Genomic DNA, 23,019 nt, shown 5'->3' with positions numbered 1-23,019 from the left:
GTGCATTGATTGCCCGTTCATGATTCTTCGTTCTATTTTTATCTTTCTCGCCTTGATCGGCACGGCTGCGGCAGACATCTCCAGCCTTGCTGAACTGGCCCAGGCCGCCACGCAGAGTGGGCAGCAGGTGAAGATGAAGCCGGGGACATACCGGCTGGCTGAATTTATTCCGGCGGGGACCATCCCCGAGCGGCGGAAAAGGGAGCAGTGGCAGTTCATCACCTTCAGCGGCAATGACAACACGTTCGACCTGGAGGGTGTCGTCATCGAGCTGGACACGGCGCTGCGTGAAAAGCTGCACTCGCCCATTCACACGGATGAGTTTTTGATCAGCGGAAAGAACAACGCGCTCAAAGGACTGACCATCACAAGCCTGGGCAAAGGCACCGCGTTTGCCGGTGCGGTGCTCGGTGTCACGGGCCAGGGAAACACGTTGCGTGACTGCACGATCCACGTGGAAGGCTCCAGCCCGTATGGGTATGGCGATCTCTTTGGCAAAGGCGGGCGCAAGCACTGCGGCGTGCACATCACCGGCAGCCGCTCGCAGTTCATTGGCTGCAAAGTTTTCCAAAAGGCTTTTGGCCATGGCTTCTACCTGCAGGAAAACTGCGATGACGTGCTGTTCGAAAACTGCCACGTGGAAGGCGTGATGCGGCGCACGGACGAGATGCTGGCCGAGACATCTGGAATTGCATTTGAGCGCAAGTTCATGAGCGAAGTCATGAACCGCAGCGGCACCAAGCGCATCCAGCCCGGCTACATGAAGGCGCTGAGCGAGGATGCCTTCCGCACCTACACCACGCACCGCGGGCTCGTGTTTAGGAACTGCAGCGCGAAAAACATGCGCGGCGGTTTTGAGCTTCGCACCAAGACGGCACCGAAGCTGGAGAATTGCAGCGCCACGGGCTGTGAGCGTGCGTTTTGGGTTTCGACCGGAGCGGTACTGACGAAGTGCAAGGGAGACGCGCAGTTTGGCCCGCTGCTGTATGTGGAAGGCGACAAGGCCAAGGTGGATGTGCAACTGCTTCCCACCGAAGGGGACAAGGTGAACGTGCATGACATCGCCGCCATCTATGGCAGCGACAACGAGGTGACGATCACCGCGGAGGGCCGGCGAGCGCATGCGCTGCCGATTCTCGTGGGCTTTACACCACCCAGCATGGGTGAGAACGCGACGGCAGGCAGCGAGCGGACTGCACGGGGGCTGATCCTGCGCAACGAGACAACCATGCCTGTCGTCATTGGTGCGAAGGCGGAGAAGTGTCAGATTTTCACGCAGGGACCGGTGCAGGAGAACAAGGGCAGGGACATCGTGATTAAGGCCAACTGACCACCGCATGAACCGCATTGTTCTTCTTTTCAGTCTGCTGCTCGTGTGTCCGCTGGCCGGCGCAGAGTATCAGTGGTCCGTTCCGATGCCGACTGTGATCAGCAAAGAGACGCAGGGACCGCCGCGTGCTTTTCTGTGGATCCCGCCGACGTGCGAACGGGTGCGTGGCGTGGTGCTGGCGCAGCACAACATGCTGGAGATACCGGTGTTTGAGAGCGGGGTGTTTCGGCAAGTGATGGCGGAGCTGAATTTTGCCATCGTGTGGATCACACCGCCTTTCGGTGGCAGTGGCAAACTGGATGCGGCAGATGCGGCTGGCTTTGAAACTCTGCTGCGCGATCTGGCTGAGAAATCGGGCTATGATGAACTGGCGACAGCGCCTGTGGTGCCGCTGGGGCATTCGGCCATGGCGGAGTTTCCGTACCTGTTTGCGGCACAGCTTCCACAGCGCACGCTGGCGGCCATTTCTTTGAAGGGCGCGTGGCCGGAGAAGCAGCCATGGATTGAAAGATTTGCCGCGTCTGGCGTGCCGCTGCTGCTGGTGAGCGGCGAGTATGAATGGGCGGACGAGCGCGCGGGCAAGGCGCAGGCGTTTCGGAAAAAATACCCGGCGGCACCGCTGTCGATGCTGGCCGATGCGGGTGGCGGGCACTTTGATCATCATGAATCCATGATCCGCTTCATGGCAGACTACATCCGTGCGGCGGCGCGACATCCCGAACGGCCGGTGGATGCGACTCGGCAGGGCGTGCTGGTGGACCGCTGGCGCATGGACAAACCTCCACGGCAGAACCCCACGGATACGTTTTGGTGCTTTGATGAAGAGCAGGCCAGGGCCACGGAGCGCCTGCAGGGCACCTATGCTGGCAAGGAGGCACAGCTTCTCGGCTACAAGCAAAATGGTCGGCTCGTGGAGCAGGTGAACGGGACGCACCAGCAGGTGACTCTGCAGTGGCTGCCTGAGGGCGATGGCTTGACCTTCAAACTCGAAGGCGCATTTCTCGATGCCGTGCCTGCGGGCCGGCCCGAACGCTGGACAAAGCTCAAGGCAGGCGACGCTGTGTCACATCCGGACAGCCGCGATCTCATCACGATTTCACCGATTTGCGGGCCGGTGGAAAAGATCAGCGCCGACACCTTTGCGCTGCGGTTTGACCGCCTAGGTTTTGACAATAGCGCGCGTGGTTATGAAATCTGGCTTCAGGCCGAGCACCCCGGCGATGCGCGCTTCAAACGGGCGGTGCAGCAGGCCGTTCTGCACGTCCCGCTGCGCAATGCCGAAGGCAAAGCGCAAAGCATCGAGTTTGAGCCGATTGGCACGGACCTGAAGCTGCGTGCGCGATCAAGTGCGGGTGAGAAGGTGCGCTTCTATGTGCGCGAAGGTCCGGCAGGGATTGTCGGAGATGAACTGCGACTCACGCCGCTGCCGCCACGCGCGAAGAGGCCGGTGGAGATCACCGTAGTAGCCTGGCAATGGGGCCGCAGCATCGAGCCGAAAGTGCAAACGGCGAAGCCGGTGATGCAAAGCTTCCGCGTGCAGCAGTGAGGTTTTGAAAAACAATCGGATGAAGCAGCAACCAATTCCGATGTGGGTGGTTTGAGCAGCATCTTCTTCATCCCCCATGAGCACCCTCACCCATTCTTTTCACATCCCGCTGAGCCGCCGCAGGCTGCTGCACAGCCTGCTTCTCACCACCGGCGGAATCATCACGAGCAGCGTGTATGCGGAAGCGCTGACGCTCACTCCGCGTGCAACGGAGGGGCCTTATTATCCTGATCATCTGCCACTGGATCAGGACAATGACCTGACGATGATCACCGGTGGCAAAGCGCCCGCGAGCGGCGTCGTGACGGAGTTCGGCGGCCGTTTGCTGAATGTGGATGGCAAGCCTGTGCAAAACGCGGTTGTCGAGCTCTGGCAGGCCGACAACAACGGCTGCTACATCCACAGCCGCGGAGCGCAGCAGGGAAAAGAAAAAGATCCGCAGTTCCAGGGCTTCGGGAAGATCGAAACGAATGCGAAAGGCGAGTACCGCTTCCGCACCATCAAGCCAGGCCTCTACACCGGGCGCACCATTCACTATCACATCCGGGTGAAGCAAAATGGCAGGAGCATGCTGACCACTCAGCTGTTCATCGCGGGCGTGCCGCAGAATGACCGCGATGGCATCCTGCGCAGCATGGGCACGGAGGAGCAGCGGCTTTCCGTTATTCGTGAGTTCAAACCGATGAGCGCGGACAGCAAGGAACTCGTGGGCACCTGGGACATTGTGATCGGCAGCACACCGGAAGATGCGGAGCGCGGCGGTCGTGGACCTGGCGGCCCCGGAGGACCGCCCCCACGCCGACGTGACAGCGCGGAAGTGAGTGATCGTGACATCAAGGAAGCCCTGTTTGGGCCATCATTCTAACCAAGCCTGACGGTGGTCATCTGCGAGGAGCTGCTCCACGAACCGGGGCAGCTCCGTAGCCACGGGGCCGATGACGCGTTCGCGGAACTGTCGTGAGATTTCCGTGCTCTCGATGTTGAACTCCACAAGGCGGCACGCTGGGTTTCGCGCCGCCTCACGCGTGAAACCGGCGGCGGGGTAAACGACGCCGGAAGTGCCGATGCAAAGGAAGATGTCCGCGCTGTGAAGGGCGGTGGTGATTTTTTCCAGCTCAAAGGGCATCTCGCCAAACCAGACGATGTGAGGGCGCATGCCGCCGATTTCGCCACAGGCGCGGCATCGGGTACCGGACGACATCTCCTTGCTCCAGAATAGAACTGCATTGCAGCATTCGCAGCGAGCTTTGAGGAGTTCTCCGTGCATGTGGATGAGTTTTTCACTGCCGGCGCGTTCGTGCAGGTCGTCCACGTTTTGGGTGACGAGCAGGAATTTTCCTTCCCACTCCCGCTCGAGACGTGCCAGCGCAAGGTGCCCCGCATTGGGCTTTACCGTATTCAAGGCAGCACGCCGCAGATTGTAAAAGCGGTGCACGAGTTCGGGATCACGCGCAAAACCCTCGGGCGACGCCACCATCTCAATGTGATGCCCTTCCCAAAGTCCATCCGCCCCGCGGAAGGTGGGCACGCCGGACTCGGCGGACATGCCTGCGCCGGTGAGGATGACGATGTTTTTTTCATTGTTCATTTTTTGGGCTGCCGCTGCCTGACGCATTCAAACAAACACACGCCTGTGGCGACGGAGACATTGAGGCATTCGACTTTGCCGCCCATGGGGATCTTGACGAGGAAGTCGCAGTGCTCGCCGGTGAGGCGGCGCATGCCGGGGCCTTCTGCACCCATGACGATGCCGATGCCTCCTTTGAGGTCGAGATCGTAGAGGCTCTTGGTGGCTTCATCGGCAGTGCCGACGAGCCAGATGCCGAGCTCTTTCAGCTTGTCCATGGCACGGACGAGATTGGTGACGCGGATGAGGGGAATGTTTTCCGCACCGCCGCAGGCCACGCGCACGACGGTCTCGGTGATGGGCGCAGTTTTGTCCTTGGGCATGATGACGGCGCAGACGCCGGCGGCATCGGCGGTGCGCAGGCAGGCGCCGAGATTGTGAGGGTCCTGCACGCAGTCGAGGATGAGGACGAGGGGGCTTTCCTTGCCTTCGAGAATGGCGGGGATGTCTCCCTCCTCATAGATACGCACCTGGTTGTCTGAGCGGGCGTGGCGGTTCTGGCGGGCGACGGGTTGTTCGGGGCGGTTCGGGCGCATGTGTTTCCGGACAGTGCGCTGAGAATGCGATTTGGCAAAATGATAGAAGCGACAGCTTGCAGGCTGTGTGAAGTGACTGGAGGAATTTAGGATGAAGACTTTTTTCAAGCGCTGGTGGCTGCGATTCGCCGTTCTGGTCGCACTGGGGCCTGCCATCGTCTTTGGCTGTGAATGGTGGGTCGCGAAGCGGTCTGAGGGCCGGTGCTTTGGTGATGCGAGAACAACTCCCGACGCCCCTGTGGCGGTGGTTTTGGGCACCGCCGCCCATGTGGCGGGAGGGTGGAACAACTATTTTTTCAAATACCGGATGGAGGCTGCGGCGGCGCTCTACAAAGCGGGCAAGGTCAAAGCGCTGATCGTCAGCGGTGACAACGGCACGCACAGCTACGATGAACCCACGGACATGAAGCTGGCGCTGATCAAGCTGGGCGTGCCGGAGGGAAAGATCGTGTGTGACTACGCGGGATTTCGCACGCTGGACTCGGTGGTGAGAGCCCGGGAAGTCTTCGGGCAGCAGCGTGTGATATTCGTTTCACAGAGATTTCACAATGCGCGCGCCATTTACCTGGCACGGGCGTTTGGGATCGAGGCCTACGGATTGAATGCGAAGGATGTGCCGCTGAAGCTGTCCGTGAAGACCTTTCTGCGGGAGAAGCTGGCCTGCGTGAAAGCGGTGCTGGACGTGAACCTGCTGGGCACGCAGCCGAAGTTTCTCGGCGAGAAGGTGGCGGTGCCGCTCGACTAACGTGCGCCTACAGCCAGACGGTAAGAGCGCGCCGAAGATCAGCGCTCGGCATGACGCGGAAGCTTTCGTCGAGCTCAAGCCGGGCTTTGTAGCCGTTTTGAGATATCTCCAGGAAGACAGGCAGTGTGCCAGGATGCGCTAGCAGCACCTCCTGGATGCGTTCGAGGTCGGTTTCGTCGTGCTGCTTGGTGTTGAGTTTCAAGACGACCGGCTTGGGCGGAGCAGGCGGCTTGGGCGGCGGTGGCAGAGAAGGATCGGGATCGCTGGCGTTGCGCGGTTTGGCAGCCTTGGGCTTGAGAGGCACAGCGCCATTGAGGGTGACGCGATTGCCGTCTGTCTTTTGATCTTTGCTGACACGCACACGCAGGGCGAGCACGGCACCATTGGCGAGCACGTCCTTGAGCTTTTCGTAGTCGTCGCTCCAGCACATCATTTCCACCTGGCTGGTAAAGTCTTCAAACCGGAAGGTGGCGAAGGGACGGTTGTCCTTCTTCGAGTAGCGCACTTCGAGCTGGCTGAGAATGCCGGCGATGGAAATGGTCTGCGCTTTTTCCTTGGTGTCGATCTCCTCGATGCCGGCGATCTTGGTGAGCTTGGGAGAATCGAAATGGCCGCGGTAGCTGTCGAGAGGATGGCCGCTGACGTAGAAGCCGAGCAGCTCCTTTTCGAAGGCGAGCACTTCATCCGCGCTCCACACGGTGGCGGGAGCCGCCGCTTCGTTCTTTTTGGATTTGGGCTGCGCGAGATCGAAGTCATCAAACAGGCCGCCCTGGCCGGCTTTTTTGTCCTTCTGCATCGAGGCCGCGGAGGCGAGCACCTGCTCGAGCTTGGCAAACATGACCGAACGCGATTCCTTGGTGAAGTCGAAGGCTCCCGCTTTGACGAGAGACTCCATAAGCTTCTTGTTCACCGCGCGGTTGTCTAGGCGGGCGGCAAAATCTTCCAGGCTGGCAAACGCCCCGTTTTTTTCACGCTCGGCGATGGCTGCCTCCATGGCGCCTTCGCCAACATTCTTGATGGCACTGAGACCATAGCGTATGGCGTTTGGCTCTTCCCCTTCGGTTTCGAACCGCTCAGGAGCAAACTTGAGGGAGGATTTGTTGACGTCAGGCGGCAGCACCTTGATGTCCATCTCAAAGCATTCGCTGACGAAATTGGCGATCTTGTCGGGATTGCTGATTTCAAAGCTCAGCACCGCCGCCATGAACTCCACAGGAAAATTGGCCTTCAAGTAGGCCGTGCGATAGGTGACGATCCCGTAGGCGGCGGAGTGGGACTTGTTGAAACCGTATTGCGCGAATTTTTCGAGCAAGTCGAAGATGGAGTTCGCGAGCTTGGCCTGGATCTCGTTCGTCTTGAGGCAGCCTTCGACGAAGATGAGACGCTGGCGGGCCATCTCGGCGGCATCCTTTTTACCCATGGCACGGCGGAGCAAGTCAGCTTGTCCGAGCGAGAAGCCGGCAAGCAGGTTCGCCGCCTGCATAACCTGCTCCTGATAGACCAGAATGCCGTAGGTCTCCTTGGAGATTTTTTCCAGCAACGGGTGGGGGTAGTCCACCTTCTCCTCGCCCTTTTTACGTTTGATGTAATCAGGAATAAACTGCATCGGACCCGGACGATACAGCGCGAGAATAGCGATGATTTCCTCGATGGTGTCAGGGCCGAGCTGTTTGCAGGTGTTGACCATGCCGCCAGATTCCATCTGGAACACGGCGACCGTTTCGCCGCGTTTGATGAGATCAAAGGTCTTGGTGTCTTCGAGCGGCGCATCGGCCACTTTGAAGCCAGGGACACGTTTGTGGATCCAGTGCTCCGCTTCGTGGATGACCGTCAGCGTTTTGAGGCCGAGGAAGTCCATCTTGAGCATGCCCAGCTCTGTGAGCGGCTTCATCGCGTATTGCGAGAGAATGGCTTCTTCCTTGTCTCGCGTGAGGGCAATGAAATTGTCAAGGCGGCGGTCGCCAATGACGACACCGGCGGCGTGCACACCCGTGCCTCGCGTGAGGCCTTCCAGGAAGGTGGCGTGCCTCCAGAGTTCCTGCGCATTGCCGTCGGCCTCGAGCTTGGCGGCGAGATCGGGATTTTTCTTCACCGATTCTTCCAGATCGATGTTCAGCTCGTTCGGAATCATCTTCGACAGCGCGTCGCTGTCGCCGTAGCTCCAGCCGAGCACACGACCGACGTCACGGATGACGGACTTGGCGCCCATGGTGCCGAAGGTGATGATATGGCAGACGCTGAGGTCGCCGTATTTTTCGCGGACGTATTGAATGACTTCCGGACGGCGCGTCTGGCAGAAGTCGATATCGATATCGGGAGGGCTGACACGCTCGGGATTGAGGAATCGCTCGAACACGAGCTCGAAGCGGAGCGGATCGATGTCAGTGATGCCGAGACAAAAGGCGACGAGCGAGCCTGCGGCGGAACCACGACCCGGGCCGACAGGGATGTCATGCTCACGGGCCCAGTTGATGAAGTCCCAGACGATGAGGAAATAACTGGTGAAGTTCTTTTCCTTCAGCAGGGCCAGCTCCACCTCCATGCGATGATGCAGCACCTCGTCATTGAGCGCGCGATCGCGGCCGTAGCGGCGCTCCAGGCCCTCCACGGTGAGGCGACGCAGATACTCATTGCGGTCCCCGCCATCCGGCATGGGATACTGCGGGTAGCGGTCAATGCTGGTGGAGTCGAGATGGATCTTCAGGTCACAGCGCTCGGCGATTTCGAGCGTGGCATCGCAGGCCTCAGGCACCTCGGAAAAGAGGGCGCGCATTTCCTCGGCGGTCTTGAAATAGACCTCCGGAGAGTAGGTCATGCGGTTCTGATCGTAGATGCTGGCGCCGGTGCCGATGCAGATCATGATGTCGTGGGACTCGTGATCGCTGCGGTTGAGGAAATGCACGTCGTTGGTGGCGACGGTCTTGAGGTTGTACTGCTTGCCCCACTCGATCATCTGGCGCGCGCTTTTGCGCTGGGCCTCCATGTTGTGGTCCTGGATTTCGAGGTAGAAATTCTCAGGGCCGAAGATATCGCGGAATTCCAGCAGGCTCTTTTCCGCCTCGTCCTTGCGGTCGGAGAGGAGGAGTTCATTGATCTCGCCATTGATGCAGCCGCTGAGGCAGATGAGGCCCTTCGAGTACTCGCGCAGGGCGTCTTTGTCCACGCGGGGCTTGTACCACTGGCCTTCCAGATGGCCTTTGGTGATCAGCTTGGAAAGGTTTTCGAAGCCTTCATTGCTGGCGGCCAGCAGCGTGAGGTGGGAGGAGCGCTTGCGTCCCGCGACTTCATTTTTGTCCATCATGGAGCCGGGGGCCAGGTAGGCCTCGCAGCCGATGATGCTCTTCACCTTGGCCTTTTTCGCGGCCATGTAGAAGTCGATGGCGCCGAAGAGATTGCCATGGTCGGTCATGGCCACGGCGGGCATGTTCAGCTCCTTCACGCGCTTCATCAGTGCGTCAATGCGCACTGCGCCGTCTAGCAGCGAGTATTCGGTATGAAGGTGGAGATGGACGAAAGAATCTGACATGCGGCGGGGGATAGGATTAACCCCGCTTGGAAGGCATGAAAGAGCTAGTTTTTCACAATTTTTCCGCCCCAGGTTTGCGGTGGGCACGGTGATAGTGGCGGTAGTGGCTGAGCAGACGCCAGCCAACGATGACAAGAATGCAAACTACCGACAGAGCAATGATGAGATAGACCTGATGGCCCTGCTGCTGAGGGGCCGCCTCAGGGCGCGTGGCGGCTGGGCGCACGACGGCTGGGCGTGCTGCTACATCTGTTGTAGCCACCACAGCCTTGAGCTGAAAAGGAGGACTGATCTCCCCCCCAAAGACCACCCGGGGGCGCAGCTCGGATTCCCCCCTCTGTTTTTGCAGCAGGATCAGGGGTATGGTGGCAGCTTTTGAGTAGTCGACTTGGAAGGTCTTGGCGCCTGGAGGCACCTGTCCGCTGGCAGTGGCTAGAAGGTGCACCTCCTGGGTTTCAGCATGGAGCGGCGTGTTGTCGGCTCCGTCCATGGCCTGAATTTCAAAGGCTGGAAGGGCAGTTTTTTGGCCGTTGAACATCAGCGCCAGGGTGCTGACGAGGTACTCCCTTGCCTTTTCATGGGTCACGGCAACCTGCTCTGGCGTCTGCTCCCGGTACCAGGAGGCTGGAACGGGCGGCAGTGAGGCTGGGTCGGCGGCCAGAAAGGTGCGTGGATCCACATTGATGCGCAGGGAGTAGGCTCCCGAGGAGCTGAAATCCGCTTCCACGGTCATGTTCGGCACCACGTGGGCCTGCGCCGCGCCGACGAGAAGCAGGAGCGCCGCGGTAACGGCACCCGTGAAGCGTCTGCGAGATATCCACTGCAACATGCCCCATGGTGGAGATGCCCATGTCAATCGCAAATACATCGTCATTCTGAGGAGAAAAACTCGCAGAATGAGCGCCTGATTTTCGAAGTGAAATCAGAGATGTCGAAAGAACCTGCGAAAAACCTTGTAGCTGGTTCATGACCGCGCTTGACTTGCGGCGCGTAAATTGCTTCAAAAGAGCATTCTGTTTAACACTTCATGGGAGCCGTACTAAAATCACTGGAGAAGGAACTCGAGATCACTCTCGAGGACTTCAATCTGGTCGGGCGCAGCCCTGATGCCAGCATCAGGCTGGTGGATGGCGGGGTTTCGCGCCAGCATGCCACGATCCGGCGGGACGGTCAGCTTTTCTGGGTTTCTGATCTTGGCAGCGCCAACGGCAGCTTCGTCAATGACGTGGCGGTGACCACGGCGCGTGCGCTGCGCCATGGAGACCGCGTGCAGTTCGGGACGAGCACCTTTATTTTCGACAGCCAGGAGGAAGAACGGCCGCCGAGCGAGACGAGCAATGTGAGCACGCAGTCGCTCCACACCATTGCGCTGCCCGTGAAAACGGTGCGCGCCACCCTGCTGGTGGGAGATCTGCGGAACTTCACCACCATTTCCTCGCAGCTCAGCGCCGAGGAAGTGGCCGCCATGCTGCGCGAGTGGTATGCGCAGTGCGAAAAAGTTTTGAAGACTCGTGACGCCATCATCGACAAATTCATTGGCGACGGTGTCTTTGCCTACTGGCCGGGAGATGACGTGAGTTCACGCATGAAGGCCACCGAGGCCGCCAAAATCCTCAGCAGCCCTGAAGCCAGCGAGTCGCCGAAGCGCAAATGGCTGAAGGAAAACATGAACCTGGAGGTCCACTGCCACATCGGACTGAACATTGGCGATGTGGCCCTGGGCGCCATGGGACGCGGCGTAAACACCGCCGTGGGTGAAGCCGTGAACGTGACCTTCCGCATTGAGAGCCTGACCCGCAAACTGCAGGTGCCGGTGCTCGCAGGTGCGCCGTTTTTGAATGGCTGGCCTGAAGGCCTGCAACTCTACCAAAACGCCGGCATCCATCCGGTGAAGGGGCAGCCGGATCCAGTGGAAGTCTATTCGCTGATCGACGTGCCTACGATGTCCTTTTAGCACGGGGCTTCAGTACAGTGGCCATCTCGCTCCGCCGAGATGTGCTGAAGGCGATTCAGAGAAAAATCATTTTCGAATAATCGAAACGCACCGTGCACACCCGGAACGAAGCCGTGTGCTCATCTCGCGGAGCGAGATGGCTGCTTTGCTTCGCGTTTCAGCAGATTTTGCATGTCCTCACGTGTCATGCGGTAGAGGAACCACTCGCTCATTCGCTTCGCACCCATGCGCTGCTCATAGACTTGCTGCGCGTTCACATTCCAGTCGAGTGCAGTCCATTCCACACGGCCGCAGCCGCGTTCATGCGCGAGGCCCACCACCTTTGAGAGCAGCGTGCCTCCCACACCCATCTTACGGCGCTCCGGCAGGACAAACAGGTCTTCCAAATACAGGGTCGGCAACGCCAGAAAGCTGGAGTAAGTCTCGACGAGAATCATGTAGCCGCAGGGGTCCGCGTCCTCATTTGCAAACGCCAGCCAGACCTCGATGCGAGGCTTCGCGCCGAGAGCATCCTCCACGAGACGTGCCTGAGCAGCCTCATCGGGCGGTGGCAGCTGCTCAAATTCTGCCAGTGCGATGACCAGTCTGCAGAACGCCCCTGCATCCTCCCGTGCCAGCGGGCGCAGATCGACTTTCAGGGCCGCGCTCATGCATGCAAAACGGGATCGCCAAACAACGTGAAATGCCCCGCCTCTGCGACGCGCACTTTGAATATCTCTCCGATGTGGCGCTCGGGATTGCCATCGAAAACCACGATGCGGTTGGAGCCAGTGCGGCCCGTGAGGCGCTGGTCGTTCGTTTTGCTCGGGCCTTCGCAGAGAATCTCGACCTCTTTGCCCACAAGGGCATCATACATCGGCAGGGCGATGCGGTTCACCACTCCCAGCAGGTCCTGATTGCGCTCTTCTTTGACGCGTTCCGGCACCTGGATGGCCTCCTCCATCTCCGCCGCGGGTGTGCCGCGGCGCTTGGAATAGCGAAACACGAAGGCGTTGTCGAACTTGATGTCCTCAAACATCTTCCGCGTCTCCAGATAGTGCTCCTCCGTCTCGCCGGGAAAGCCCACGATCACATCCGTGGTCACCGCGATGTCCGCGCGCGCTTCACGGATGCGCTGCACAAGCTCGGTAAACTTGGCCGTGGAATATGGCCGGTGCATGCGCTTCAAGATGGCATCGCTGCCGCTTTGCACCGGAAGATGCACATGCTCGGCAAGTTTGGGCAGATAGGTGAAGGCCTCGATGAGATCCTTCTTGTAGCCGATGGGATGCGGGCTGGTGAAGCGAATGCGTTTGATGCCGGGCACCTCATGCACCGCCTCCAAAAGCTGCACAAAGGGGCTCTTGCCATCCACCGCCGGGAATTCATGCCTCCCGTAAAGATTCACAATCTGCCCCAGCAGGGTGACTTCCTTCACGCCTCGATCCGCAAGGCGTTTCACTTCTTCGACAATATCCGCGATGGGCCTGCCGCGCTCGCCGCCGCGAGTGTAGGGCACGATGCAGAAGGTGCACTTCATGTTGCAGCCCTGCATGATGCTGACAAAGGCGCTGGCCTGCCTCTCCTTCAGCGTGTGGTCGCGGATGGTGTTTTGCGAGGCGGCTTCTTCTTCGACATCGACGATGGAGAAGCGCTCGTCATCCATCTGCTTCGCCTCCTTGGCGCGGATGATCTCATCCACGTAGTCCACCACGCGGTGATATTTCTGCGTGCCGACCACGAGATCTACATTGGCCTTGTCCACCAGCTCGCTGCCGCGGCTCTGCGCCATGCAGCCCATGAAGCCGGTGACCAACGGCGTGCGCCGCCGCCGAACCATGCCCATTTTCCCCAGCGCCTTCTGCTCCGCCTGGTCGCGCACGGAGCAGGTGTTGATGAGCACCACATCGGCGTCCTCATCCCGCGCCGTCATGGTATAGCCGCGCTCGACGAACATCTGCGACACCTGCTCGGTGTCGCGTTCGTTCATCTGGCAGCCGTAGGTTTTGATGTGGACGCGTGGCATTGGGATTGGGGGGTCGGGAGAATACCCCTTCCCGCCCAAAACACAACCTTAAGGCGCTATGGCCCCGCCCGGGTTCAGCCCTTGATCTCAAAGATGGCCTCGACTTCCACGGCCGCGCCGGTGGGAAGCTGGGCAAAGCCCAGGGCGCTGCGGGCGTGGTACCCGTCCCCTTCCTTGCCGAAAATCTCGTGCAGCAGGTCGGAGCATCCGTTGATGACGAGATGCTGGTCGCTGTATTCCAGGGTGGAGTTTACGCAGCCGAGCACCTTGATGACCTTCAGGCCGTCCAGGGTGCCGTGGGTGTCCCACACGGAGCGCAGCACCTTCTCAGCGCAGTTCTTGGCGGCCTTGTAGCCGTCTTCCGTGGAGACGCCGGCGCCGAGCTTGCCCTTCAGATCACTCACATGGCCGGAGGTGAGGAGCTGATTGCCGCTGCGGATGCAAAGGTTCAGGTAGGCGGGCGGCTGCTTGGTGAAAACGAGGCCGAGGGATTCTGCTTTTTGCTGGGGTGTCATGGTGGAAGTGAGAAGTGGATGCAGAATACGATTTGAAAAACGAAAACTGGCAATCCGTGGTGCTCTTCTGCCAATATCTTCGCCATGCGCCTCGCCCTCTTTCTGCTCATCCTCACCGTTTCAGCCAGTGCCGTACTGCCTGAACTCAAAGTCGCCGCGGATCACCGCCATTTGGAGACAGCCGATGGCAAGCCGTTCTTCCTCCTCGGCGACACGGCGTGGGAACTCTTCCACCGCCTGACACGCGAAGAAGCGGAGCTGTATTTGAAAAACCGCGCCGCCAAAGGATTCAACACCGTCCTCGCCGTGGCGCTGGCGGAGTATGAGTTTGACCAGCCCAATGCCTATGGCGAGATGCCGCTGGAAAGCAACGACCCGACAAAACCACGCGAGGCCTACTTCCAGCACGTGGATTGGATCGTGAACAAAGCTGAATCCCTCGGCCTCTACACCGCCCTGCTGCCGACCTGGGGAGACAAGTGGAACAAGAAGTGGGGCAAAGGCCCGGAGATCTTCACCCCGGAAAACGCCGCCACCTACTGCGAGTGGCTGGCGAAGCGCTACAAGGACAAACCCATCATCTGGATTCTCGGCGGCGACCGCTCCGTGGATAACGACGCGCAGCGCGCCATCATCCGCGCCATGGCTGCCGGTTTGATAAAAGGCGACGGCGGCAGGCACCTCATCACCTTTCATCCCAAGGGCGGTGCCAACTCTTCCGACTACTGGCCGGACGAACCCTGGCTGGACTTCCACATGTTTCAAAGCGGGCACGCCCAGCGTGCCAAGGCCAACTATGACATGAACGCGAAAAACCTGGCCCTCCCCGCGCTCAAGCCCACGCTGGATGGCGAGCCCTGTTACGAAGACCATCCCGTGCGCGGCCTCATGAAAGACAAGAAGCCCACCGAGTGGTTCGACGACTACGATGTGCGCCGCGCCGCATGGTGGAGCGTCCTCAGCAGCGCCTGCGGCCATGTGTATGGCACGCACAGCATCTGGCAGTTTCATGATCTGACCATGCGCAAGGCACAGACGGACGCGCGCACTCCCTGGCAGCAGGCGCTGGATCTCCCCGGCGCGGCTCAGATGGGAGTGATGAAAAACTTCATCGAGGACCTCGACTGGACGAAGCTGCGGCGGAATGACTCATTCCTGTTGAACAGCCCCTCGGGCACCAATCCGCCGATGTGCGCCGTGGCTACGGATGGGAGCTTTGCGGTCGTTTATGTGCCAGATGCACAGACCACCAGCATCGCGCCCGATTTCGGCAAGCTGTCCTTCAAGCCAGCTGAAATGGAAGCCACCAGCATGGATCCAGCCACAGGCAAACCCATGGGCCATCTTTCCGCCACCGCCGGAGTTTATCTCTTCGGTGCGGCCTCTGAATGGAAGGACGCATCTGGTCAGGTCGTTGGCCGAACCAAAGACTGGGTCTTTCTTCTTCGAAAAAAGAAGCCCTGAAAAATAACTCACGCCTTCAGCGCTCCGCTCATCTGCCACATCAGCTTGTCCAGCGCGAGGCCCAGGCCATCCTTGCGCCCGTTGAGCAAACCGGCCCAGCACAGGCCCTTCGCGGTGTGCACCATGATCGTGGACGTGCCGGGCAGCGAGCCATTGTGCCACCAGTTCGGCACTTTGTTCACATTCCAGCCACGAGCGTAGCTCTCGCTCACGCCGTGCGTCATCATCGCGTGAATCGAATCCTGATTGAGCAAAAGAGGAAGCTGTGAGGCAAAGCGCACCAGATCTCCTGCGGTGGAAATCCAGCCGCCGTGTGAGTCCATCCGGGACACATTCATGATGTAAGCCGCGCCTGCCTTGGGAGTGATGTACATGACCTCCTGCGGCTGTCGGTCTGCAAGTGTATTGCCACCGATCTGCATGGATGTGATGCCGCACTTGGACAGCACCTCCTGGGTGATCACCTTGTCATACGAAAGGTTGTGCACCTTCTCCAGCACACGGCCCAGCACGCAGTAGCCGAAGTTTGAATAAGCATAGTGCTCTCCCGGTTTGTGCGTCTGCTTCTGGTTCGCCAGTGTCCACGCGATGAGTTCGGCGTGGTTCATCCCAGTTTTTTTAAACATGGGGTCATCCTTGTCATTGGCCCAGCCACCGCTGGTGTGGGTGAGCAGTTGATCCACGGTCACCGCCGCCACATCTCCACTGTAGTCGCCACCCAGGATGCCCTGCGGACCGAAGACCTTGCTGTCGGCCTTGAGCAGACCTTTTTCAATGCCCATCATCACCGCCGTGGCGGTGATTGGCTTGGAAATGCTGGCGATGCGGAACCGATGCTGTGGCGTGACAGCCTCCTTCCCCTCCTCATCCGCAAAGCCATAGCCTGCCTCAAATTCGATTTTGCCGTTTCGACCATACGCGATGCTCATGCCCTGGATGCCATGCTCCCGCAGGAAACCTTCGGCGATGCTGCGCATCTTTCCTTCCTCAGATTCAGGGGCCGCAGCGGCAGCCAGCGGCCAGGCTGCAAGGGAACTCACAAAGGCACGTCGTTTCATACGTTCCACATCACACCTTGACGCCCCGCCGCCGTCAATGAAAACATCCCGCATGCTCCGCATTCTCCTTCTGCCTGTCCTCCTTGCCCTCAGTGCCCACGCACAGACCGTGGATACCAGCACGCTCACCGGCAAGGTCGTCTGCGGCTACCAGGGCTGGTTCCGCTGCGAAGGAGATGGTGCCAACAACGGCTGGCACCACTACGCCGCAGGCAGCAAGATCCTCGAACCAGGACACGCCCACATCGAGATGTGGCCGGACGTGAGCGAACTGCCGAAAGAGGCCCGCGTGCCCACACCCTTCAAACACGCGGACGGCAGCACCGCCGAAGTCTTCAGCTCCGTGCACCCCGCCGCCATCCAGCTCCATTTCAAATGGATGCGCGACTACGGCATCGACGGCGCCTTCATCCAGCGCTTTGCCACCACCACGCGGGACAAGCGCTTCCGTGAGCCGATGGACGGGGTGCTCGCCCATTGCCAGGCCGCGGCCGCAGCCAACGGGCGCGGCATCACGCTGATGTATGACCTCAGCGGCATCAAGGAGGGCGACATTCAACTGGTGATCGACGACTGGAAACGCCTGCTCACCGAGAAGCGTCTCGATCCCAAAAGCAGCAGCTATTTCAAACATCACGGCAAACCCCTCGTGGCTTTGTGGGGCCTCGGCTTCAATGACCGCGCCCCGATGCTCGAAGAGTGGTCGCGGCTGATCACCTTTCTGGGGGATGATCCTGAATTTGGCGGCTGCGCCATCATGCTGGGCGTGCCTTACTACTGGCGCTCCCTTGAAGCAAAGAGGGACACCATCCAGGACCCCAAGCTGCATGAACTCATCGCCCGTGCAGACATCGTCAGCCCTTGGGCCGTGGGCCGCTTTGGCAAGCCGCAGGACGCCGTTAAAAACGGGGAGAAAATCCTGAAACCCGACGTCGAGTGGTGCGCAGAGCACAAGGTCGATTACCTGCCAGTGCTGTTCCCGGGATTTAGCTGGAGCAATCTCTCGAAATCACGCGGCAAGGAGGCGAAGTTCGATCAAATCCCGCGCCTGGGCGGTGAGTTTCTCTGGTCTCAGGCGCTCGCCGCCAAACAGGCCGGAGCACAGATGCTCTACATCGCCATGTTTGACGAGATGGACGAAGGAACCGCCATTTTCAAAACGGACACCCACCCGCCCGTGGGCGAAAGCCGCTTCCTTGCCGAGCCAGATCTGCCCAGCGATCACTACCTCTGGCTGACCGGCATGCTGGGCAAACTGCTGCGCGGGGAAACACCGGACACGCTGCCAAAGCGCTGAGCTGGACTCGGCCCCGGCCTCAGGACAAATCCGAGGCCAGCACCGAATTGGCCGCCCGCAGCGCCAGTTCCTTGGCCTGTGCGATCACGCGTACGGAGGTGGCGTCAAAGAGGTAGGCGTGGCAGCTCGGACACGTGATGGCACGCGTGACCACGATGGAACCGCAGCCTTCGCAGACTTTGTACTGCTCCGGATGTGTGGCGATCTTTTCAGCCTGCTTCAGACGTGAGTCTGGTTTGTGCTCATGCGCGCTCATGAAGTGATTCTACGATGCTACGACGACATTGGCCGAGTGCAACGTCGGTAATGAACAACTTGCGCTGATTTTTGCGCTTGCTTCGCGGATGTTAAGCACTCCTTAGCCCAGTCCCGCAACACTCCAGCCTTCGCGATATTTCCGCACCAGCTGGGCATTGAGCTCCGGCAGGTTCGTCACCTTCCCGGCGGCGGCGTCCCACTCGATCCAGCCTCCCGGATTTCGCTCCGCCAGAACCCCAAGAAGCACGGCCTCTGTGAGCGGGCAGCCGTAGGTGGGCAGGTCCGCAGCGGCCTTCTCCCCCTTCATGCAGGCGTCCACCCAGTCGGTGTAGTGATTCGCGATGCGGTTCTTCGGGTAGGCAAAGCCGGTGAACTTTTCCTCCGGCACCAGCCATGGGCGCTGAGAGTGCGGTTTAAAGATGCCGCCGTTTTCCCCGATGAAAAAGATGCCGCTCGGCGTGTCCTTGGTTAGCACGCTGGGCTTGATGACGCGGGCATCATACGGGTAGCCGCCATCGGTCCAGGTCATCTTGATTTTGTCCCCGGAAGTCAGGGGCGTGCCGGGAAACTCAAATTCGAGATGCCGTTTCTGCGCATACAGATCTCCCTTGCTCCCTTCATCCAGGCAGCGCACCCGCGTGGGTGCCATGAGACCGAGGCAGGAGGAAACCACGTCGAAATAGTGGCAGCCCATGTCCCCCATCATTCCGACGCCAAAATCCACCCACGAGCGCCACATGGAGGGATGATAGGCCCCGTCGAGGAACGGCACTTCATTCGCCACACCCAGCCACAGGTTCCAGTCCAGATTTGCCGGCACTGGATCGGCCTGCGCCTTGCGCTCTGTCACCTTGGGCCACCAGCTGCTCTTTTTGTTCTCCCAGCAAATGACCTCCTTCACCTTCCCAATGGCCCCGCTTTTGATGAGATCGACCGCCATCAGGGTCTCAATGGTGGAATGTCCCTGCGTACCCATCTGCGTGGTCACCCCCGCCTTGGCCGCCTCTGCCCCGAGAATCCGCGCCTCGTGGATGTGATGCGTCAGCGGCTTCTGCAAATACACGTGCTTCTTGGCCCGAAGCGCCGTCACCGCCATGGCCGCATGCATGTGGTCCGGCGTGCCGATCGTCACCGCATCCACCGTGTCTCCCAGCTTGGAAATCATTTCACGATAGTCCCGAAACACCGCAGCACCCTCCAGCCTTTTCGCGGCATCCGGGTCCTGCAGTTCCTTCCGGCGGGTCGCATGGCCACCCTGAGCGATTTCCAGCGTCTTCGAGTCCACATCACACATGCCCACCAGCCGCACCTTCGGGTGCTGCAGCACGCTCATCATCGTCACGGCTCCCATCCCGCCGACGCCGATCGAGGCCACCTGAAACATCGAGTTCGGCGACTTCGCGCTAAGGATGGCAGGCGCGGAAACAGAGGCCGTGGCGGCGAGAGACTTCTGGAGAAAGTGGCGGCGGTTCATGAGGGGGATGGGAACGCCAGTCTTGGCTGAACTCTGTCACCCATCAGGCCCTCACCTCCCCGCCACACCCGCCGGCTTCCGGATTTTCATGAGGATCGGAAAGCTCGTCTGCAAGCCCGCACTGTCGTGCTCGTTGCGCGCGGAGCTGAGGGCGGCGTGGATGAGCTTGTCCTGATCCTGCACCCAGTTCGCGGCACGGAAGAAAATGGGGCGCTCGTTTTCCTTTTCGCGGATCTGTACGCCATTGAGCCCGATGTCATCCACGATCACGCCATGAGGCAGGCCGTGCACATCCAGGTTGAGGATGCCGTCATTGCCCATGCGCACGGCGCGGATCCAGGCCTTCACCGTCTGTCCTGGAGCCAGGGTGATCTCCAGAGGCTTGGTCTCATCCTTGATCTCCCGCATCACCGCCTTGCCGCCAATATCGGGCTCCATGACAATGATGAACTTCGGCGCAGCACCCAGCGTCACCTTGCCAAAGGTTCCGGCATCATGGGTGAGCGCCTTCGACCTGGCAGTGATCTTGACCTTGCTCCAGTCGGCATCTGCAGCCGCATCCGGCGCCGCATCCGGCGCCGCATGCAGGCTGCCGCTGATCAGGTCATGCCCGGCCTCGATCACGATGGGCGTGGAGGCATAGTACCCCGGGGGAAGACCCGTGATCTCGATCTGAATGGGATCCTCAAAGCCATCCACACGCTCGGCGCGGAAAGAGAAGCCGATGGAGGCACCGGGCATCACGGTGGGATTCATGCCCGCAAGCTTCACGCTGAAATCTGGCGCGGGCTGGCGGATGGTGAGCGCATAGACGTAGCGCTCGCCACCCCAGCCGCGGGTGTCAGTGACTTTGATGATGTACCGGCCGTCAGCGGGTGCCGTGAAGGTGAGTCTTGAATCACTGCCCAGCTTGCGGTCACCGCTGTCGTCATTGCCATAGTTAAGCGAGAAGACGGGAAGACCATTCGGCACGATCTGGCTGCCGATGGGCTTTGGCTCCACGATGTAGCAGGGCTCATCCAGCGAATGTGAATTGGCCGTGGTGTCAAAATAGGCGCGCCGCTTGCCGCCGGTTGTGTAGAAGAAGCAGCCGCCATCCGGACCTCGCGGCATGCGGATGATCTTCATCACATCACCATTGAAATAAGCGAACTCGTTCAGCTCCATCTCCTCCCAGTTTTGCAGGCGGATGTCGGGGTTGTTGGCGTCCACACTGCGGAAGTTGTTATAGCTGTCGCGCACGGCCTGCAGCATCAGACGCTGCACGGGTTTGCCGTCGGCATGCAGCACTTCGATCTTTGTATCCGCAGGTGAACCCGCCATGTCCGCCAGCGTCTCGATGATCCATGTCTGTCCCTTTTTGGTGTCAAAGGCGAAGTGATCAACATCGCTGGCATTCGAGATGCACGCGTTCACCGTGGCCGGCGCAGGAATGTTTTGTGCCTTGGCGATGCTGTCATTTCCTGCCACTTCTTCGATCTGCGCCAGCTGGCTGACCCGCAGCACCGGCATGGTGCGGAAGCGCAGCGCTTTGGCATCCAGAGGTACGTTCATCATCCCTTCCTTGTCAGGCTTCATCATCACCGTGGCCTTCTCGCCAAGATGTTGGCCGATGAGGGTCACCTTCGTCTCTTTCCCGACCTGCGCAACGAGCGGCGACCAGGCGGTGACGTAGGGCAGTGAACCCAGCGTGAGGCGATAGGCGTGGTCAGCGCCGCCATCCATCGTGGTGTTGCTCACGATCACAACGTAATCGCCATCCACCGGCGCTTTCCAGGCGAGGAAAGGATCGGTGCCGCTATCGAGGCCGCGGTTCACCCCGAGCACGGTATGGTTCATGTCCATGATCTCCAGCGTGGGTGCCTTCGCCAGGCTGCCGATCTGGCCGACAGCGAGATCGAGAACCAGCTCCTGGCCTGCTTTGGCTTTGAATTGATACGCATCATGCTGACCTATCTCGGTGAGAGTACCCCAAAGGCTGGCGGGCAGCGCCGCAACGGTAACAGGGGCCGCTTTGAAAGCCGCCGCCTGGGTGATGGTGGGCGCAAGATCATCGGCGTAGATCTTCACCTTCCCGGACTCACCTGCGGCGCTCTTGAGCCACACTTCGTGTGCACCGCGCGGTACCTCGGCACTGGCAGTGAGCTTGACACGGGCCGTGGTGGGTTTGACCGAGCTTTTGATGAGCTGCACTTTCAGACCTGAATGCGAAGCCATTGCCTGAACGTCTGCAGAGAAGCCTTTGCCGGCGAAGGTTACAATCAGTTCGCCACCGATGTGCGCGGCACGTGGGGTCACACGGACGAGTTCGGGCTTTGCAGCCATGGCAGGCATTGCAGGTGCGGGTGCCACCACAACTTTGCCGGTGGTGGATTCGTAAATACTGAGGCTGCCATCAACGCGACCGGCCACGAGTTGTGCTTTGTCGGTGAAGGCGAGTGCGGAGGACCAGTCGGGCTGTTTTTCCAGCGGGATTTTTTCCGTGAGATCGGCAGTGTTCCAGATCTTGAGCGATTTGTCAGTTGAGGTTGACGCGAGCAGGTGGCCGTCCATCGAAAGCGCGAGGTTCAAGATGCCGCCTTCATGCGCAAAACGGCTGGTGATGATCTTGTTGGTGCCCTCTTTGGCATCGGCGCTGATGTTCCACTGCCGGATGCGGTTGTCCCCGCCGGCGGCAAAGAGGTGCTTGCCATCCGCGCTGAAGACCACGCTCGTCTGTTCCTTCGTTGGCTGTGAAAGCGTGTCGAGCCGCTGGCCCGCCGGGATACTCCACAGCTTCACCGTGCGGTCCGCACTGGCGCTTGCCAGCACCTTGCCATCCGGGCGGAATGAGAGGCCGTTCACCGCACCATTGTGCCCTTTCAGCAGCGCGATCTCCTTGCCCGTGGCCGTGTCCCAGAGCCGGATTTTCTGATCATACGCTCCCGTGGCGATCAGCTTGCCATCTGGCGAAACCGCCAGCGCATACGCCGCGTCCAGGTGTCCCTCAAACGACTGCAGCGGCGCGCCATCGCTCGTCTTCCAACTCTTCACAATGCCCACGATGCCCGCTTCACCACCGGCGGCATATACCGTCGCGCCATCGGGTGAAAACGCGACCGCATTGGCCTTGCCCTTGATGCCCGTCAGTTTGCGCACCACCGCCCGCGTCACTGGATTGAGCAGCTCGACCTCGCCATAGCGGCCCACGGCGATGAACTGGACTTTCGGTGAAAACGCCACCGCCTGCACGGCATGTTTCGGCGCCACCGTCGGTTTGATCTGTGGCGTAATGACCTCGCGCGGCATCGGCTTCGCTTCCGCCACCATCGGACCCTTCGCCCCCGTATTGATCCAGGCTTTGATCAGCGCAATCTCCTCCGTCTTCAGCTTCTCGCGCTTTCCCGGCGGCATGAATTCATTCTTCCCGCCACGGCCTGAATGCCCCTCAAGGAACTTCACCAGCATCGAGTCATTGGCTTTGCCCGCAACAACGGCCAAGCCCTCCTTGCCGCCCCTCATCAGGTTCGCAAACGTATCCAAACGGAACTCGCCATCCGCATCCGTATCATCATGGCAGTCGATGCAGTAAGTATCCCAAAGGGGGACAATCTGCTTCGTGTAGTCCACGGTCTGGGCGTGGGCGGTGGCAACAAAACCCACCAAAAAGAAGAAAGAACGGGTGAAATTCATGAGACGTTCCTA

The 23,019-nt window shown here is 60.0% G+C and carries 18 protein-coding genes; 7 read left to right on the top strand and 11 right to left on the bottom strand.

Annotated features, from left to right (window positions below):
• The first annotated feature begins 19 nt into the window (after nucleotides 1–19).
• The 3 genes from ACILSR_RS14305 (at nucleotide 20) to ACILSR_RS14295 (ending at nucleotide 3,741) form a co-directional block, all read left to right on the top strand.
• A complete protein-coding gene (locus tag ACILSR_RS14305) occupies nucleotides 20–1,330 on the top strand; it encodes a hypothetical protein (RefSeq protein WP_395750461.1) in 1,311 nt (436 codons plus the stop codon).
• Between the two features lie 7 nt (nucleotides 1,331–1,337).
• Nucleotides 1,338–2,876, top strand: coding sequence for a hypothetical protein (locus tag ACILSR_RS14300; RefSeq protein WP_395750460.1), 1,539 nt, complete (start codon nucleotides 1,338–1,340; stop codon nucleotides 2,874–2,876).
• A gap of 76 nt (nucleotides 2,877–2,952) precedes the next feature.
• Nucleotides 2,953–3,741, top strand: a complete 789-nt coding sequence (locus ACILSR_RS14295; protein ID WP_395750459.1) for an intradiol ring-cleavage dioxygenase — start codon at nucleotides 2,953–2,955, stop codon at nucleotides 3,739–3,741.
• On the opposite strand, the gene ACILSR_RS14290 is transcribed toward ACILSR_RS14295, so the two are convergent.
• Both ACILSR_RS14290 and rlmB read right to left on the bottom strand, forming a co-directional pair.
• Complete coding sequence (locus ACILSR_RS14290; protein WP_395750458.1) at nucleotides 3,733–4,464, bottom strand: NAD-dependent deacylase; 732 nt, start codon at nucleotides 4,462–4,464, stop codon at nucleotides 3,733–3,735. The two genes, ACILSR_RS14295 and ACILSR_RS14290, sit on opposite strands and share 9 nt — an antisense overlap.
• Nucleotides 4,461–5,039, bottom strand: coding sequence for a 23S rRNA (guanosine(2251)-2'-O)-methyltransferase RlmB (gene rlmB / locus ACILSR_RS14285; protein ID WP_395750457.1), 579 nt, complete (start codon nucleotides 5,037–5,039; stop codon nucleotides 4,461–4,463). The genes ACILSR_RS14290 and rlmB overlap by 4 nt, the downstream gene beginning before the upstream one ends.
• A 91-nt stretch (nucleotides 5,040–5,130) precedes the next feature.
• Here rlmB and ACILSR_RS14280 point away from each other — a divergent pair, with 91 nt between their 5' ends.
• Nucleotides 5,131–5,784, top strand: coding sequence for a vancomycin high temperature exclusion protein (locus ACILSR_RS14280; RefSeq protein WP_395750456.1), 654 nt, complete (start codon nucleotides 5,131–5,133; stop codon nucleotides 5,782–5,784).
• A 7-nt stretch (nucleotides 5,785–5,791) separates the two neighbouring features.
• On the opposite strand, the gene dnaE is transcribed toward ACILSR_RS14280, so the two are convergent.
• Both dnaE and ACILSR_RS14270 read right to left on the bottom strand, forming a co-directional pair.
• Nucleotides 5,792–9,310: a DNA polymerase III subunit alpha gene (gene dnaE, locus ACILSR_RS14275; RefSeq protein WP_395750455.1), complete on the bottom strand. Its 3,519-nt coding sequence runs from the start codon at nucleotides 9,308–9,310 to the stop codon at nucleotides 5,792–5,794.
• A 52-nt stretch (nucleotides 9,311–9,362) separates the two neighbouring features.
• Entirely contained in the window at nucleotides 9,363–10,139 is a 777-nt protein-coding gene (locus ACILSR_RS14270; protein WP_395750454.1) for a hypothetical protein, read from the bottom strand.
• Between the two features lie 198 nt (nucleotides 10,140–10,337).
• Between ACILSR_RS14270 and ACILSR_RS14265 the strand changes: the two genes are divergently transcribed.
• Entirely contained in the window at nucleotides 10,338–11,264 is a 927-nt protein-coding gene (locus ACILSR_RS14265; RefSeq protein WP_395750453.1) for an FHA domain-containing protein, read from the top strand.
• A gap of 119 nt (nucleotides 11,265–11,383) precedes the next feature.
• Here ACILSR_RS14265 and ACILSR_RS14260 read toward each other — a convergent pair whose 3' ends face one another.
• The 3 genes from ACILSR_RS14260 to ACILSR_RS14250 form a co-directional block, all read right to left on the bottom strand.
• Nucleotides 11,384–11,914 (bottom strand): GNAT family N-acetyltransferase, encoded by a 531-nt coding sequence (locus ACILSR_RS14260; RefSeq protein ID WP_395750452.1) that lies wholly within the window; start codon nucleotides 11,912–11,914, stop codon nucleotides 11,384–11,386.
• On the bottom strand, nucleotides 11,911–13,269 hold the full coding sequence (miaB, locus tag ACILSR_RS14255; protein ID WP_395750451.1) for a tRNA (N6-isopentenyl adenosine(37)-C2)-methylthiotransferase MiaB: 1,359 nt from the start codon (nucleotides 13,267–13,269) through the stop codon (nucleotides 11,911–11,913). The genes ACILSR_RS14260 and miaB overlap by 4 nt, the downstream gene beginning before the upstream one ends.
• Nucleotides 13,270–13,343: 74 nt before the next feature.
• Nucleotides 13,344–13,784, bottom strand: a complete 441-nt coding sequence (locus tag ACILSR_RS14250; RefSeq protein WP_395738978.1) for a RidA family protein — start codon at nucleotides 13,782–13,784, stop codon at nucleotides 13,344–13,346.
• An 84-nt stretch (nucleotides 13,785–13,868) separates the two neighbouring features.
• Between ACILSR_RS14250 and ACILSR_RS14245 the strand changes: the two genes are divergently transcribed.
• Nucleotides 13,869–15,248, top strand: a complete 1,380-nt coding sequence (locus ACILSR_RS14245; protein WP_395750450.1) for a DUF4038 domain-containing protein — start codon at nucleotides 13,869–13,871, stop codon at nucleotides 15,246–15,248.
• An 8-nt stretch (nucleotides 15,249–15,256) separates the two neighbouring features.
• Here ACILSR_RS14245 and ACILSR_RS14240 read toward each other — a convergent pair whose 3' ends face one another.
• Nucleotides 15,257–16,306, bottom strand: coding sequence for a serine hydrolase domain-containing protein (locus ACILSR_RS14240; RefSeq protein WP_395750449.1), 1,050 nt, complete (start codon nucleotides 16,304–16,306; stop codon nucleotides 15,257–15,259).
• A gap of 52 nt (nucleotides 16,307–16,358) precedes the next feature.
• Here ACILSR_RS14240 and ACILSR_RS14235 point away from each other — a divergent pair, with 52 nt between their 5' ends.
• A complete protein-coding gene (locus ACILSR_RS14235; protein ID WP_395750448.1) occupies nucleotides 16,359–17,603 on the top strand; it encodes a glycoside hydrolase family 71/99-like protein in 1,245 nt (414 codons plus the stop codon).
• 19 nt (nucleotides 17,604–17,622) lie between these two features.
• Here ACILSR_RS14235 and ACILSR_RS14230 read toward each other — a convergent pair whose 3' ends face one another.
• From ACILSR_RS14230 to ACILSR_RS14220, 3 genes are all read right to left on the bottom strand, one after another.
• Nucleotides 17,623–17,859: a hypothetical protein gene (locus ACILSR_RS14230; RefSeq protein WP_294398876.1), complete on the bottom strand. Its 237-nt coding sequence runs from the start codon at nucleotides 17,857–17,859 to the stop codon at nucleotides 17,623–17,625.
• Between the two features lie 102 nt (nucleotides 17,860–17,961).
• Nucleotides 17,962–19,335 carry a Gfo/Idh/MocA family protein gene (locus ACILSR_RS14225; protein WP_395750447.1) on the bottom strand — a complete coding sequence of 458 codons (1,374 nt, stop codon included), beginning with the start codon at nucleotides 19,333–19,335 and terminating at the stop codon, nucleotides 17,962–17,964.
• Nucleotides 19,336–19,386: 51 nt separating this feature from the next.
• Nucleotides 19,387–23,007 carry a c-type cytochrome domain-containing protein gene (locus tag ACILSR_RS14220; RefSeq protein WP_395750446.1) on the bottom strand — a complete coding sequence of 1,207 codons (3,621 nt, stop codon included), beginning with the start codon at nucleotides 23,005–23,007 and terminating at the stop codon, nucleotides 19,387–19,389.
• Nucleotides 23,008–23,019: the final 12 nt, after the last annotated feature.

Source organism: Prosthecobacter sp. (assembly GCF_044222565.1).
Taxonomy (GTDB): domain Bacteria; phylum Verrucomicrobiota; class Verrucomicrobiia; order Verrucomicrobiales; family Verrucomicrobiaceae; genus Prosthecobacter.
The sequence above is the reverse complement of the archived record's forward strand: the minus strand, read 5'-3'. Positions and strand labels throughout refer to the sequence as shown.

Excerpts from the sequence above, each read along its gene's own strand:
- ACILSR_RS14305 (WP_395750461.1), top strand. The coding sequence starts at position 20 with ATGATTCTTCGTTCTATTTTTATCTTTCTCGCCTTGATCGGCACGGCT.
- ACILSR_RS14300 (WP_395750460.1), top strand. The coding sequence starts at position 1,338 with ATGAACCGCATTGTTCTTCTTTTCAGTCTGCTGCTCGTGTGTCCGCTG.
- ACILSR_RS14295 (WP_395750459.1), top strand. The coding sequence starts at position 2,953 with ATGAGCACCCTCACCCATTCTTTTCACATCCCGCTGAGCCGCCGCAGG.
- ACILSR_RS14290 (WP_395750458.1), bottom strand. The coding sequence starts at position 4,464 with ATGAACAATGAAAAAAACATCGTCATCCTCACCGGCGCAGGCATGTCC.
- rlmB (WP_395750457.1), bottom strand. The coding sequence starts at position 5,039 with ATGCGCCCGAACCGCCCCGAACAACCCGTCGCCCGCCAGAACCGCCAC.
- ACILSR_RS14280 (WP_395750456.1), top strand. The coding sequence starts at position 5,131 with ATGAAGACTTTTTTCAAGCGCTGGTGGCTGCGATTCGCCGTTCTGGTC.
- dnaE (WP_395750455.1), bottom strand. The coding sequence starts at position 9,310 with ATGTCAGATTCTTTCGTCCATCTCCACCTTCATACCGAATACTCGCTG.
- ACILSR_RS14270 (WP_395750454.1), bottom strand. The coding sequence starts at position 10,139 with ATGTTGCAGTGGATATCTCGCAGACGCTTCACGGGTGCCGTTACCGCG.
- ACILSR_RS14265 (WP_395750453.1), top strand. The coding sequence starts at position 10,338 with ATGGGAGCCGTACTAAAATCACTGGAGAAGGAACTCGAGATCACTCTC.
- ACILSR_RS14260 (WP_395750452.1), bottom strand. The coding sequence starts at position 11,914 with ATGAGCGCGGCCCTGAAAGTCGATCTGCGCCCGCTGGCACGGGAGGAT.
- miaB (WP_395750451.1), bottom strand. The coding sequence starts at position 13,269 with ATGCCACGCGTCCACATCAAAACCTACGGCTGCCAGATGAACGAACGC.
- ACILSR_RS14250 (WP_395738978.1), bottom strand. The coding sequence starts at position 13,784 with ATGACACCCCAGCAAAAAGCAGAATCCCTCGGCCTCGTTTTCACCAAG.
- ACILSR_RS14245 (WP_395750450.1), top strand. The coding sequence starts at position 13,869 with ATGCGCCTCGCCCTCTTTCTGCTCATCCTCACCGTTTCAGCCAGTGCC.
- ACILSR_RS14240 (WP_395750449.1), bottom strand. The coding sequence starts at position 16,306 with ATGAAACGACGTGCCTTTGTGAGTTCCCTTGCAGCCTGGCCGCTGGCT.
- ACILSR_RS14235 (WP_395750448.1), top strand. The coding sequence starts at position 16,359 with ATGCTCCGCATTCTCCTTCTGCCTGTCCTCCTTGCCCTCAGTGCCCAC.
- ACILSR_RS14230 (WP_294398876.1), bottom strand. The coding sequence starts at position 17,859 with ATGAGCGCGCATGAGCACAAACCAGACTCACGTCTGAAGCAGGCTGAA.
- ACILSR_RS14225 (WP_395750447.1), bottom strand. The coding sequence starts at position 19,335 with ATGAACCGCCGCCACTTTCTCCAGAAGTCTCTCGCCGCCACGGCCTCT.
- ACILSR_RS14220 (WP_395750446.1), bottom strand. The coding sequence starts at position 23,007 with ATGAATTTCACCCGTTCTTTCTTCTTTTTGGTGGGTTTTGTTGCCACC.